Annotated in this window: 12 protein-coding genes; 8 read left to right on the top strand and 4 right to left on the bottom strand. The window is 55.0% G+C overall.

Features of this window, described 5'->3' with window-relative positions:
• The 3 genes from IVB32_RS08730 to IVB32_RS08720 are packed head-to-tail and all read left to right on the top strand — an operon-like array spanning position 1 to position 2690.
• On the top strand, positions 1-1044 hold the full coding sequence (locus IVB32_RS08730) for an ATP-grasp domain-containing protein (RefSeq protein ID WP_247410156.1): 1044 nt from the start codon (positions 1-3) through the stop codon (positions 1042-1044).
• Positions 1041-2279 carry a metallophosphoesterase family protein gene (locus tag IVB32_RS08725; protein WP_247410154.1) on the top strand — a complete coding sequence of 413 codons (1239 nt, stop codon included), beginning with the start codon at positions 1041-1043 and terminating at the stop codon, positions 2277-2279. The genes IVB32_RS08730 and IVB32_RS08725 overlap by 4 nt, the downstream gene beginning before the upstream one ends.
• Positions 2280-2312: 33 nt before the next feature.
• A complete protein-coding gene (locus IVB32_RS08720) occupies positions 2313-2690 on the top strand; it encodes a hypothetical protein (RefSeq protein ID WP_247410152.1) in 378 nt (125 codons plus the stop codon).
• 501 nt (positions 2691-3191) lie between these two features.
• Here IVB32_RS08720 and IVB32_RS08715 read toward each other — a convergent pair.
• Entirely contained in the window at positions 3192-3371 is a 180-nt protein-coding gene (locus tag IVB32_RS08715; protein WP_247410150.1) for an NAD-dependent epimerase/dehydratase family protein, read from the bottom strand.
• A 744-nt stretch (positions 3372-4115) separates the two neighbouring features.
• On the opposite strand from IVB32_RS08715, the gene IVB32_RS08710 reads away from it, so the two are divergent.
• A complete protein-coding gene (locus IVB32_RS08710) occupies positions 4116-5939 on the top strand; it encodes a hypothetical protein (protein ID WP_247410148.1) in 1824 nt (607 codons plus the stop codon).
• Positions 5940-6066: 127 nt separating this feature from the next.
• The gene (locus IVB32_RS08705; protein WP_247410146.1) at positions 6067-7689 is read left to right on the top strand and encodes a hypothetical protein; all 1623 of its coding nucleotides are present in this window, start codon (positions 6067-6069) and stop codon (positions 7687-7689) included.
• A gap of 231 nt (positions 7690-7920) precedes the next feature.
• On the opposite strand, the gene IVB32_RS08700 is transcribed toward IVB32_RS08705, so the two are convergent.
• The 3 genes from IVB32_RS08700 to IVB32_RS08690 are packed head-to-tail and all read right to left on the bottom strand — an operon-like array spanning position 7921 to position 10996.
• On the bottom strand, positions 7921-8664 hold the full coding sequence (locus IVB32_RS08700) for a class I SAM-dependent methyltransferase (RefSeq protein ID WP_247410145.1): 744 nt from the start codon (positions 8662-8664) through the stop codon (positions 7921-7923).
• A 4-nt stretch (positions 8665-8668) separates the two neighbouring features.
• On the bottom strand, positions 8669-10132 hold the full coding sequence (locus IVB32_RS08695) for a glycosyltransferase (RefSeq protein WP_247410143.1): 1464 nt from the start codon (positions 10130-10132) through the stop codon (positions 8669-8671).
• Positions 10133-10150: 18 nt separating this feature from the next.
• Positions 10151-10996, bottom strand: a complete 846-nt coding sequence (locus IVB32_RS08690; RefSeq protein WP_247410141.1) for an FkbM family methyltransferase — start codon at positions 10994-10996, stop codon at positions 10151-10153.
• Between the two features lie 386 nt (positions 10997-11382).
• On the opposite strand from IVB32_RS08690, the gene IVB32_RS08685 reads away from it, so the two are divergent.
• The 3 genes from IVB32_RS08685 to IVB32_RS08675 are packed head-to-tail and all read left to right on the top strand — an operon-like array spanning position 11383 to position 14047.
• Positions 11383-12444 (top strand): Gfo/Idh/MocA family oxidoreductase, encoded by a 1062-nt coding sequence (locus IVB32_RS08685; protein ID WP_247410139.1) that lies wholly within the window; start codon positions 11383-11385, stop codon positions 12442-12444.
• Positions 12441-12905: an acyltransferase gene (locus IVB32_RS08680; protein WP_247410137.1), complete on the top strand. Its 465-nt coding sequence runs from the start codon at positions 12441-12443 to the stop codon at positions 12903-12905. The genes IVB32_RS08685 and IVB32_RS08680 overlap by 4 nt, the downstream gene beginning before the upstream one ends.
• 32 nt (positions 12906-12937) lie before the next feature.
• Positions 12938-14047: a DegT/DnrJ/EryC1/StrS family aminotransferase gene (locus IVB32_RS08675; RefSeq protein WP_247410135.1), complete on the top strand. Its 1110-nt coding sequence runs from the start codon at positions 12938-12940 to the stop codon at positions 14045-14047.
• The last annotated feature ends 8 nt before the right edge of the window (positions 14048-14055 follow it).

The raw sequence follows: 14055 nt of genomic DNA, 5'->3' as shown, positions 1-14055 counted from the left end.
ATGACCCGCCGTACCGCGTCGAGTTCGACCCCCGTTCGGGTGCTTGTCACCGGCATGGGCAATCCTCTCGGCCAGAATATCTACAAGGCGCTCAAGCTTTCGACACTTCCGCTGCGCATCTGGGTAATGGACGCGGCCCCGTTCTCCGCTGGTCTGACGTGGGAGCCAGATAGTGTCGTGGCGCCGCGCGTAAGGGCACCTGGCTATCTGGAAGAATTTTCGGAATTTCTGATTCGAACGAGCATGGACATTGTGTTCTTCGGCACCGAGGCAGAGCCGGAAGCAATTCGCCCGCACCTGGACGACGTCATGGCACGCACCGGCACGACCTTTGCTGTCAACACGGCTGAAGTGCTGCGGATTGCTGACGACAAGTACCTGACGGCCTTGGCTCTCAAGTCGGCCGGGCTCGATCACCCCGCCTCGGCGGCTGGTGAGGATCGCAACGAGGTGTTAGCGCTCGCTGGGCGGGTCGGCTATCCCATCATCGTCAAGCCGCGCCGGGGCTCGGCAGCCCGCGGTTTGTTCCGAATCCAAGACGATGCGGCGCTTGCTCCCCATATACGGGCGGGCAACGTCGTGCAGGAATGTCTTCTACCCGATGACCAAGAATACACAATCGGCCTCTATCGTATGCGTAACGGGCGAACTGTGTCGACCACAGTGATTCGGCGTGAGTTGAACTTCGGCCTGACGTATAAGGGAGTGCTAAGGCCTCATCCTGTCATTGAGGCCTATGCTATCAAGGTCGCGGCCGCCCTTGGTGCAGTCGGATCGGTAAACGTGCAGTTGCGAATGACGGCCCGCGGGCCGGTCGCCTTTGAAGTCAATCCTCGCTTCAGCAGCACCACGCCCATTCGCGCATATTTTGGCGTCAACGAACCGGAGCTCGCAATCCGCGAACTGGTGTTTGGCGAGGACCCCGCACCTGTCGCGGCCCGCCCGGGAGCCGTGCTGCGACACTGGTCCGAGCAGTATCTCGAGGAGGATGAATATCGAGTCCTGGTGGCACGCGATCTTTCGGTTTGGAAGGGAGAGAGATGACCCGTTTGGCCGTTGTCGCGGACGTCCATGGCAACCTACCGGCTCTCGAGGCGGTCGTCTCTGCGATTGGTGATAAAGTTGACGGCTGGATCTGTGCCGGTGACATCGCCGGCCATCTACCAATGATCAATGAGGTCGTCACATGTCTGCGGCGTCTCAATGCGATTTGTGTGCGAGGTAACCATGAGGACGCGCTGCTGAGCGGCCGGCCGATCCGGAACAGTTCCGCCGCGACCCGTTCCCTGCAAATTCAGCGGCGGCTCGTTAGCGCCGAGACGAGCGCTTGGCTCGCTGCCTTACCTGCTCGCGCAGATCTCGACGTGGACAGCCGCCAACTCTCGATCTGCCATGGCGGCCCGAACGATCCTGTGAACGAAAAGGTCAGAATCATCGATGAAAGCGTGCGCGCTTACGCGGCGGGCCGCATCGTCGTGTTTGGCAACACCCACCGTCCGGTCGCCGAAATCGAAGCCAACTATGCGGTGCTCAATCCGGGAGCCGTGGGGCTGCCAGTCGATGGCGACCGTCGGGCTCAGGCGATGATCTTGGACGTGGCCGCGCGCAAAGTGGAAATGTTTCGCGTGGATTACGATCCGGCACCTATAGAGGCCCTAATGCGGGTGCTCGGATATGACGAGCGCTATTTCAACTGCCTTGCAAGCGGCCGGTGGGTCGGCTTTACGGGTACTCCGCCGCGAACGCGCGTGTTGATTGCCGGTGCGGATATCTACGGCGAAATGATTGCGGAGCTGATCCGCTGCAGGTCCGACCTTGAACTGATCGGCTTCGTTGACGACCGCGTATCCGGACGATTTGCTGAAGCCCCAGTTCTCGGTCCGCTTGCCCGGCTTGCTGAAATCGCCGATGCCGAAAATGTGGTGGACGTGGCCGTCGCAATTGGCGAAAATGAGACCCGGCGCACAATCACGGAACGCGTTTGGTGCGCGGGCGTTCGCCCTGCTCGACTGATCCATCCCGCCGCTGTTGTCTCGCCGACCGCGCGGCTCGGCTTTGGCAACATCGTCGATGCCGGTGCCTATGTCGGACCGCACTGCGTGCTGGAGGATGGGGTTTCCGTGTGGCCGCATGTGATGCTGTCTCATCACACTGCGGTCGGCGCCTATGCTAGCTTCAAGCCGGGCTCAGTCATCGGCGGGCATAGCCGAATCGCGGCGGGAGAGAAGATCGCGCTCGGTGCCGTCTGGCCGTCTCATTCTGTCGTCGGCGTACCCTGAGCGTGCCGGCGCATTCCCTGGGAGAAGCAAGCGATGCTGCTCGGTTGGACCATGGTCACCGTGACTATTTTGCTCACCGTGATCGGTCAGATAATCGTAAAGTGGCAAATCGCCAAGGTTCAGCCGCCCGCCGCGCAGTTGCCTGAACTGGTCTTCTGGGTTTTTCGCATGGCTATCAATCCATGGCTCGTTCTCGTCGCGGTCTTAGTCTTCACGGCCGGTGGAGCCTGGTTTGTTGCGATGTCGCGGTTGCCCCTTAACCAGACTTACCCCATTCTTGGCGCAACGTTCCCGTTGGTGGTGATAGGCAGCACGATGTTTCTGAACGAACGAATGTCCGTGCTACAGCTGGCGGGGACATTTCTCGTCATGGCTGGCGTGGCGGTGTTGGGCTATTCTGCCAGCCGTTAATTTAATTGCCGTCCGACAATAACTATATTGCGACCTCCATATCAAAGACGGCTGTCTCTCCAAGCCGCCATGGTCTACGTCGCCCGAGTGCTTTAATTCTGGATGTGCGTTCGTAACACAGGTGCGCCGGGAGACCGGCAAGGAGTAGGTGGTGCAAGTCCACTACGATGATGGAATAGCGAACCGCATCGACCCCAAGCCGTGCGCAGGCCTCCGCGAGGATGCCGGCGAAGCGTCGGCAGGGGACGTGCAGGCCAACCATTGAGCCGCGATAGAAAACTGATTCCGGGTGCCGACGCTGTCTGTGTAGCGGAAGGCAACATGCCCAAGAGCGTCATCGCAAGCGCTTGGGTGACCCGGCGTGGTCGAAGAACCTGGCATGCACGCACGCTCCTCGCACGGGAACCGGGAGATCTCCGGGTCGGCCGAACGCCCCCTTGGGCGGACGGTCCGCGGTGGGAAGGCGAGGAGCCGTAGCCGCCGATGTACGACCCGGAGAAGTCAGACTCTGCCGTAGTAGCTGAGAAGTCGGGCAATCATCGACTCCAGAGTTCGAATGTTGGCTGCATAGGTCATAGCATCGACCACGGTCAGGCGGTCGGCCGGCCGTGCGGCGCGCCACGCATGCACCAGGTTCTGGCCGATAAAGCCGGCGCCGCCCGTGATTAGTACGCTGTGCATCGATATCCCTGTACGCGATGTTGGCCTTGGTAGCATGCGTTGTTAACCTGCAAAAGCAGCTTTAGCGGGATTGATAGCCCGATACTAATGCGAGGTTTCCCACGCTCTTATGCGCAAGGCGCAACAAGTCTATGAGGTGGCCAGATGCACCGAATACGGCGGATTCTGAGTTTATAGCTTCCATTGCCGGTAGCAAACATGGCCACGGCGCAGGCCTTTCGGTCTCGGAAAAGGCCCGCTTAATTCACGGCAGCTCTGGCTTTCGCAGGCAGAAAGTGCTTCCAGCCTCGGCTTGAGCAGTTGCTGTTGTAGCTTTCGGGAAACGCTCCAATTGGCGCGACGCAGCCGTCATCGTGCGATCTCGTTAGGAGCGGTGCTGGCTGCAACTAGACTGCGATCCACCAAGTGTGACAATATCTGACCTTCCATAAGCTTTTTCAAATTACGCGGGCAGTGCATGTCAACAACAGGTCCATTCGGCATCCATACCGCCATTATGCAGTCATGCTATTGTGGTAAAAAAATTCTTTGGCTTTCGATCGAGCCTGATCGGGATAGATGCGCTATGTGCGAAATACGATTGACCGAACATTGATTCGTTTGGCGGTGCTTGATCGAGAGAGACTTTACGTTTGAAACATTCCTAAGAATCTCCGTCCACAACTCTCGCCGCTGCTATGCAGAATTGGCGCTATTCCGAGGCTGATCGGATAGCCGCCCTCGGAACCGCTTAGCGACGATCCAATGGACCGAAAGTTGAGACCTTTGGTAGCACGACAAGCAGAACGCCTAGCCCTTGCCATTGGCATCATCGCGAGTGCCACGTTGATCGGAAAGATGCTCTGGCTGAGCAGATACGGCCTCGATCTCACCGACGAGAGCCTCGACATTGCCTGGATTGCGCGTCCGTGGGACTACCCAATTTCGATCTCCCAGTTCGGGTTTATCTATCACCCGATCTATTGGTTGATGGGAGAAGATATTCCACGACTGCGGCAGGCGAATATTCTCATTACCGTTCTTCTCGCATGGCTGTTATGTCTTTCGGTGGTAAAATCGATCAAGACCGACGACGGATCGAGTTGGCTTGACTGTCGGAAGGCTAACATCGGCATCATGTTCATTCTGGCGACGGGTTCGCTCGGATTTCTACAAACATGGATTCCCACACCGAACTACAACACACTCGGATTACAGGCGTTGTTCATCGCGGGAATCGGTGTGATGATCGCAGACGCCGCGTTCTCCCGCGCAAGTATGGGGGGATGGATATTAATTGGAACGGGGGGATGGCTCGCCTTTATGGCGAAGCCGACAACCGCCGCGGCGCTGGGTTTCGTGATCGTCTTATATCTTCTCGCCTCGCAGAAGTGGAACTGGCGTTTTCTGCTTCTTTCGACAACCTGGGCGATTGTATTGGGATTGGTGACGATTTGGATGATCGACGGGTCGATCGTCGACTTCATTGAGCATTACAAAACAGGTTTAGCGGATTCCGCGCGTCTAGGTGCGGGTCATACCATCGACCGCATCTTTCGCGCGGACAGCTTTAGCATTGGTCCGAGCGAGCAAGCATGGATTTCTATTCTATCAATTGTTGTTGCGTTTTCGACCTATTTGATCCGTTCGCCGAGGGATACCTCGCGGACATTCGGAGCTTGCATATTGATCGCGGTTGGCGCGGGTTGCGTGTCCATGGTCTTCGGTTTTGCATCTCCACGATTTCACAGCTCGCCATTTCAGGCGATGTTGTTCTGGTGCACGTTTCTTGGGGGATTGGCCGGCGCAGCGGTCGCGGAACGGGGTCAATTGATACATCTATTCGCCCGAGATCGCTGGAGCTCGGCCGTCTACTTTGTAGCAATGCCCCACGTCTACGCCTTCGGCACCGGCGGAAATTACTGGATCGCCGGCGGGGAGGCCGGAGTTTTTTGGGTTTTGACAAGCGCGATCCTGTTTGGCATTCGAAACCAACGGACAGCTTGGCGGAGTCTCCTGCCAATTGCGGTGACGTCACTAATCGTAACAACGATGCTGATTGATGTCGGCATTCAGCATCCATATCGCCAGATCCAATCCCTATACGACTTTACCGGTACGCTTCGATTTGCGCGCTCAGGCGGGGAACTCCGTGTATCAGCGCAGTCTGCAAACTACATCGGCCAGCTTGACCGCATGGCGAAAGAATCGGGATTCAAGATTGGCGACCCGATGATTGACCTCACCGGACAAAATCCCGGCGCTTTGTATGCCATTGGTGCAAAAGCCATCGGCGCACCTTGGCTTATTGGCGGCTATCCAGGAAGTAACGATTGGACCGCAGCGCTACTTAGCCGGGTACCTTGCGATGAGTTAGGGCGGGCCTGGGTTTTGACGGAGCCTGATGGTCACCGCCATTTGTCTGTTGACGTATTGCTGGATTATGGAATTGACATTAGCCGCGACTATGTCGAGGTGGGAGTTGTCGATTCTACAACCGGATCAGTCTCGGCGAGTTATAGGCAGCATTTGCTGAAGCCAAAAAGGGCACCAGACATAGCCGCAGCGGCTTGTAAAAGCCTGCGCTGATGGCGTCTCTTTCTCTTGGTGATGTCATGTTACACCAAGCGCTTGCTCCGGCACATCCGGTACTCGTTATTGCTGGGTAAAGCGTCAGCCCTAGGGTCGTCTATAGAATCTATCGAGAGCCACAAGCATGCATTATTTTCCAGATGAGTCGATTGGCAAGGGTAATTCGTGGTATTCGGTCTTTCCGATCCCCCTGATGTTTCTCGCAACGGCTCTTCTGTATTGCTCCAGCACAGCGCCGTGGGGAAGAGAGGTCGATCCAGAATACGCTTATGCGATGAACGGTCTCGCTTGGGCCGGCGGCTATTCGTTCCAACTCTTTCAGCACCCCGGCACGACAACGCTGCTTCTTGTAGGCAGCATATTCAAGCTATGGGCCCTGATTGATGGTCAAACAGACATAATAGGATCTGGCCTCAAGAACATTGACAGCATCATTTACGCCGCCCGCTCTGTAGAGATTGCAATACTTACCAGCGTGCTATTCGTTTCAGGTTTGATCGTGAAGAGGGCTGCGCGTAGTTCAATTGCCGCGATGCTCTTTCAGGTGGCGCCGTTTGTCAGCCTCCAGACGATTCATTTTCCATCCATTCTAATGCCCGAAAGTCTTTTGGTTTCAAGTGTCATTCTCGGGATGGCTCTAATTCTGAAGGCAGCGCTGGGCGACCAGCCGCCATCTACTCGATTGGGACTCGTATTGGGTTTAGTATGTGCTTTCGGAATGTCATCAAAATTTCTGTACATGCCTCTGGCTGTTGTGGGTATTGCGGCGTTGCTTAGAAATCGCTTGGCGCTTGCAGTGTCCGGTGTGGTCGCAGTTTCGGCATTTTACGTGATTCACTTCCTGTTTCATCCTCGTGTACTATATGACGGCTATGCCTGGCTTTATTCTATCGCGAGCCACAAGGGACAGTACGGCCATGGAGAGGCAGGTTTAATTGATGGCGATACGTTTTGGCTCAACATGAAGGCGATCGTTGTTGCCGAACCGATCATCTTTGGCATATTCTCAGCTGGAGCTATTCTAGCATTGTCGAGGATGATCAAGAGCAGGAGCTTCCTTGATCCAATCAGCATTACGCTGGTTGCGTCATTTCTTGCGATGTGCGCGCATCTTCTTGCTACCGCGAAGCATTTCAACCTTCATTACATGCTTGCCAATTGGGCTGCTACGAGCGGAGTAGTCGTTCTCGCGGTTATAGAGATTCGGCGGCTTTTTCCTCGCGTGGCGCCGCAATTTATAACAAAAGCCGCCATCTTTTTCTGCGTTGCAATTTGTGGCACGACAATTGTTCGAGCGCGGAACGATGCAGTGGAGCAGATTGCTCAAGATCAAATTGGGGCGAAGCTGTCCAATACTATATTGAGCGCGGCCGGATCATGCGCGAATGTCACCGGCATGTTTGTTCGAGCGCCCGAGCATCCGTTGAGTTTCGGGGACATATTCACGTTGGCAACTCCAGAAATGGTGAAGAGGTTCTCTGATAGTTACGTGAGGTCTTTCAAGAACGCTTTGCTGGATCACGACCTCTATCGGAACGGCCTTTTTAAAAACTTTCAGCCATACTCCTATGAGCAGCTCTTCCAGGAGTATCCGTGCGTTGTGGTGCGCACATTCAACGAGCTTACGTCGGAGACATCGAGCGGCTTACTCGAGCTGAAGCCTGATCGCTGTGTAATTGATCGTATTCATGTCTATACGCTGGGCATTTCGTGCCGCAAGCTTCTTGATACGTACAATAGCACCTAGAGGTGCCTTGATTGCGCAGTCAGCGTGACGTGGCGGGTATCATTGCCAGCAATCGATTTGCGCGGCCGCCGAATTGGTTAGCAGGACCTCCGCTCTTCGCTGTCGAAAAAGCCGTTGTGGCTGCCGATGCTGCGATCTGTGAGTCCGGATCAGCATTTTCGTGGATGTGGCTTAGTAAGCTCAATCTCCACCTGGTGGCCGACATGATATCTCCCGGTCGAATGTCTATCGCTAGAGGCGCTCCAGGACGACCATCATTCGAAACGCAATTTGCCTTCGAATTGCTTCCGGTACTTTCTCCTCGAAAGCCAACGTGGAGCGAACGAGCGCCGGAGGCATTAAGGACCAACTCTGAAATCCTCCGCTCAATGGATATGCAAACAAGCTTAGCCACTTAAGATTTCGGACGCGCAACCAAGGAAGTACTTTTTCAACTCGCCTGCGGGCTGCCGGCGTCCCGAACAAAAGGCTTGGAATTGCCTGATTTGCGTCGAATGGATCCCGGTTAGGGTTGATTGTAATCGGCGCAAATGGGTCGGCATTCATATCTACCGGCTCGGCGTGAAAATAATGGTAGAATCTGCGAGCGATGGTAGTCATCGCCGGCTCGATCATCGCGAGGCGTCCGCCTGGTTTGAGCACGCGCGAAGCCTCCTGGAGAAATTCAATCGGACGCTCCAGATGATGCAGGACGTCAAGCATTACCACGCCGGTGAAAGACCCATCTCGAAACGGCAACCGGTGTGCATCGGCTACGACGTCGATACCCGGAAAGAACAGAATGTCTGTAGAGACTATGTCAGGCCTGAAATCCTTGACGTGGGCCGTTCCTCCACCGATATCCAGAACACTGCCATCAGGACAATTCTCGAGCAGTTGTCGATGAAAATCCCGATACAGTAGTCGGACCGATTCCTTCTTCTCCCATTGGCTGCGATGATTAATTTGGCGTTGATCGAAGGCGGAAGCGCTCATGCTGTCAAACTGCTTTGAGCTTGCGGTATGCAAACCATACCATTTTCAAGAGCAGCCATCCGTCGCGAAAGCGTGAGATCTGGGTCTCGCCAAAAGTGCGCGCCTTGTAGTGCACGGGCGTCTCGATGATCTTGAGATTCTGTTTCGCTGCACCAAAGATTAGATCGAAATCGCCAAAAGGATCGAAGTTTCCGAAAAAAGCGCGTTCTCGCGCCAGCGCTTCGTAATCTTTGCGTAACAATACCTTGGTGCCGCAGAGCGTATCCGTCAGTCTGGTGTTAACGAGATAGCTGAACAGATAGGCGAAGAATCTGTTGGCAATCAGATTGAGCGGGCGCATCGCATCTTGCTCCATGGGATAAATTAGTCGGGTCCCATTCACGAATTCTGCCTTTCCCGTCTCGATCACTGTGTGGTATTTAGGTAGCGCCTCCGGTGGCATCGTGAGGTCCGCGTCGAGAATCATCAGGACGTCACCCGTCGCCGCCGCAAAACCTTTCCGTACCGCGTCTCCCTTACCCTTGCCATCCTGTTTCAGGACCTTGATATCCCAGCTATCCTTATAAGCGTTGCGGACGCGTTCGCATTCTTCGAATGTGCCATCACTGGAATTCCCCTCGACGAACAGGATTTCCTGTGAGCTACCAAATCTAGGCATCCGCAAAATCGCGTTTTCGATATTGCCTATCTCGTTGCGACAGGGAATGAGAATGCTCGCGGAGAATTTTCGATCAAGAAATTGCCGCACCGGACGCCCGACGATGTAGGTCCGCAGACATAGCCGCCGGACCCCGGGCAACGGAGCAATGTATCGATTGATGAACGACCCAAATCCGAACCACCGGAAAGGGATCAGTTGCCGTTGCTCCTGACTGATCATTTCGAAATCCGCCAGATCCATCAGGTTCACGAAGTCGGCCGTGGCGACGTAATTGATCTTCGGTGGTTTATTCCGCAGACGTAACGCTTCAGCTAGCTTTAGGATCGGCTCCCATAAGCGGGAATAATAAGAGATGATTATCCTAGTTGACGGGGCGCACAGATCATGCACCAATTTTAGTGTGCCATCGATATCCTCGAACATGCCGATAGTATCGGCGATCACTATGTAATCGAACGGGCCTTTGATCGAGGTCAGCGTCGCAGGGTCTTCTGCATCTCCAAAGACAAAATGAAGATCGGGATGCAGCTCATGGGCCTTCGCTACGGTCTTGGCGCCGAAATCGACGCCGACGCCGTACGACGGCTCAAGCGCGGCGAGCAAATCTCCGCGGCCGCAGCCTAGTTCCAACACCCGCTTACCGGGGGGGATTAGAAATCGCATGAATTTCCAATCATCGTCGCGATAAGCGGCATTGAACCTGTTCCGGCGACCCTGTTCATCCAAATGAGCTTCGGTGTATTCGACGAATTCTTTTTTACGCGAATTGTCAAATTGCGATGGAAGACCGGATTGCAGGAAAGACATTGGGGCCTCGGCGTCAAATTATCGGGCGGCGCGCGCGATCACGTTCATGCTTTCGCCGTCGGCAACCAGTTTTTGCAATTCTTTCGCCGCCGACGGCAACCGCTTCTGTGAGCGCTCATCATAAAAAGCATAGCCATTCGGAATGAAGTAAGAAAGAAGCTGATCCAACGAAGCGCCTCGCTCCTCGAGCACATAAGGCGCCAATTCCATCACAAAGATGGGGCGCGCATTGCGAAGCATGGAGGTTGCGCCACGAAGAACATCACACTCGTAGCCGTCGACATCAAGCTTGACCAACTGCACCTTGCGGTCCGCACGTTCGTTCAGAATGCTGTCGAGACTTCGCGCCTGTGCGAACTCTGTCTGCATTTGGCGACCAAGATGTTTGGCATGCAACCCGGTCTCGGCTGCGAGGGGCCAGCTTGAGTAGACGGCGTTCGGTACGCTGTCCCCATCGTTAGCCGTCAGGAAGCAATGGAACGCCTCCACCCAAGAGGCAAGCGATGGATTGAGATCCAGATTGCGCCGAAGCTTGCGGAAGGCAAAATCTGTCGGTTCGAATGCCATTACCCGGCCGCTCGGGCCGACGAGACCCGCCAGCGTTAGCGTGTGCGCCCCAATATTGGCGCCAATATCCAGCACGAGGGACGACGGCTCTGTAAGCTTGGCCAACGCGACTGCGGTGCTCCGCTCGAACATGCCGCCCAGGTAAATGGCAAAATCGATTCCTTGCGAAAGGTCCAGTTCGTACACCACGCCCCGCCTTGAAAATTTACCGATGTCCGGCCGACCCACAACGCCCCGGCCGGATCGGACCAAATAATGCAGAGCTCTCGCGATGGCAATTTTGTTGGCCGTTTTCATGAACATTCCAAGGGATTTGAGCCAGAACACATAAGGGTTTTTCGGCAAAAACAACACGGCTGAGAGCGAAAGAAATCGAAAAGTTTTGACTTTTGAACAGCAGAGAACATCGAGGCCAGTCAGAATTAGGTCTGCGAGAGGGGGCCAAGACCGCATCTGTGAGAGCTGGCCGTTGCCAAGATACAACTTGGTCGGGCGGCCTCCGTCGACCGCTCTTGCCAATTCATGGCTGAAAACCAGCCTTATGTTCCCTTGCATGACAAGAATATTAGCTGTTACACAACCTGCTTCCACAGGATTTTCGTTCCGACTTCCGACAGAGAGGGCAGATTTATGACTGGATCGTTGCGACTGGATGTGCGTGGAGTGAATACGGGTCGTTGTCCATGATCGGGATCGCCCTTCTTGGATGCGGGCGCATCGCAAAACGACATTCTGATTTGCTCGGTGGTGGGCACATCAAGGGTGCAAAATTAGCCGGCGTCTGTGACGTAATTCGCGAAAGGGCGGATGCGATCGGTTCCCGATATGATGTTCCGGCGTACTATGATCTAGCAGAGTTGCTGGCGCGGCCAGAAATCGACGTCGTGTCAATTCTCACGCCGAGCGGGTCGCATCCGACTCATGCGATCGCTGTCGCAAAGGCCGGGAAACACTTGGTTGTTGAGAAGCCCATGGCTCTGCGGTTGGAGGATGCGGATGCAATGATCGAGGCCTGCGACGCGGCCGGTGTCAAGCTATTCGTCGTTAAACAGAATAGGTTTAATGTTCCGGTGGTGAAAGCTCGTGAGGCTCTCGACGCTGGCAGGTTCGGGCGTCTTGTTCTAGGTACGGTACGCGTTCGGTGGTGTCGCGACCAGTTATACTACGACCAAGACGCTTGGCGCGGTACATGGGCGTACGACGGCGGGGTTCTTGCAAATCAGGCCAGCCATCACATCGACATGCTCGAATGGTTTTTTGGCGACGTTGTTAGCGTGCATGCCCGCGCAACTACAGCGCTGGTCAAGATCGAGGCTGAAGATACCGCGATTGCAACATTGAAATTTCGGAGTGGCGCGTTAGGGGTTATCGAAGCGACCACAGCCGTGCGACCAAAGGATTTGGAAGGCTCGCTCTCAATCTTGGGAGAAAAGGGAGCAGTTGAAATTGCGGGATTTGCCGTAAATCAGATCAGGCATTGGCGTTTTGTAGACGAGCTCGACTCGGATAAGGAAGTCGTTGCGAACTACTCGGTGAATCCACCTAACGTTTATGGTTTCGGTCATCAGGCTTACTATGAGCATGTTGTTGATTGCTTGGAGAATCAAAGTCCAGCGCTCGTTGATGGGTTTCAAGGCCGTAAAAGCCTTGAATTAATATCAGCTCTCTACGAGTCGATTGAAACGGGTAAGGAAGTTTCATTGCAATTTAGCCCGCGTCTTTGCCGTCTCGGGGTGGTCCCATGACCTCATTAGACGTCCAGCATATCAGTGTGAAGGATGTTACCTTTGGCGCGCGTGTCAAAATTATCGAACCTTGCAATCTCTACGGATGCGAGATTTGTGATGATTGCTTCATCGGACCATTTACCGAGATCCAGAAAACTGCGCGTATCGGGGCGCGGACTCGGGTTCAATCCCATGCCTTCATTTGTGAGATGGTCTCTATCGGCGAGGACTGCTTCATCGGTCATGGCGTAATGTTCATTAATGACACCTTCTCCATTGGAGCCCCGGCGCGGGGTCAAAAAGAAATCTGGCGCGCAACCAGCATTGGCAACCGCGTGTCGATTGGCTCAAATGCCACAATTCTTCCGGTTCGCATCTGCGACGATGTGGTGATCGGCGCCGGCGCCGTGGTTACAAAGGACATAACCGTCTCCGGTACGTACGCCGGAAATCCCGCGCGCAGGTTAGCGCGCAAGTAAGGGTGATCGGGGTCAACCCAGTTAGGAATCATATGCTGACAGTACCTTTCGCGGACCTCAATCTCCAGTATCAATCGATCAAAGCAGATATTGATAGCGCAATTGCGGCTGTGATTCAGGACAGCGCTTTCATCAGGGGGGCATATGTAGACTCGTTCGAAACGGCATTTGCCGCCGCCGTTGAAGCCAATCACTGCGTCTCATGCGCCAATGGCACTGACGCGCTTTACGTAGCCATGGCAGCACTCAATGTGAGCGCAGGCGATGAGGTCATAACGACTGCGCATTCATGGATTAGCACGTCAGCGATGATCACCCATGCTGGCGCCACCGTGGTGTTTTGTGATACGGATGAGGACACCTACACGATTGACCCGGTAGCGGTCGAGAGCGCCATAACGCCTCGGACTGTCGGGATAATTCCTGTGCACCTCTATGGGCAACCGGCAGACATGGATGCGATCATGGCGATCGCTCGCAAACATAATTTATGGGTTGTGGAGGATTGCGCCCAGGCTCATCTCGCTCGCTATAAAGGTCGCCTAGTCGGCACCTTTGGGAATGCGGCGACCTATTCCTTTTACCCGGGGAAAAATCTGGGCGCGATGGGAGATGCGGGCGCGATCGTGACTAATGATCCGGAACTCGCCGGCGGAATGGCAATGCTTGCGCGGCACGGCGGCCTAACCAAGCATCAGCACGTCATCGAGGGTATCAATAGCCGCCTCGACGGTCTGCAGGCGGCGATTCTGTTGGCTAAGCTGCCCCATCTCCCGCAGTGGACGCGGGCGCGCCAAGCTGCGGCTGCTGTGTTCGATGCAGGTTTGAATCAGATCGAGGACATTGAGGTGCCCCGAGTCGCGGCCGGACGGGAGCATGTGTATCATCTTTATACCGTTCAGCATCCGCGGCGCGACCAGCTGGCAGCTTTTCTCGGCGCTAATGGCGTGCAAACGGCAGTCAATTATCCGACGGCATTGCCGTTTCTCTCGGCATATAGCCGATTCGCTCATCGTCCTCAGCAGTTTCCCAATGCCTATCGGCAGCAGAGCCGCATTTTGTCGCTGCCGATGTTTGCGGAAATCACCCGCGATCAGCAACATACTGTTGTGAACCTCATCCGCGCCTTTGCTGAAAGTTAGCGAATTGC

The organism is Bradyrhizobium sp. 23 (assembly GCF_023073295.1).
Classification (GTDB): Bacteria; Pseudomonadota; Alphaproteobacteria; order Rhizobiales; family Xanthobacteraceae; genus Bradyrhizobium; species Bradyrhizobium canariense_D.
This window is presented reverse-complemented; position numbering and strand designations above follow the sequence as displayed.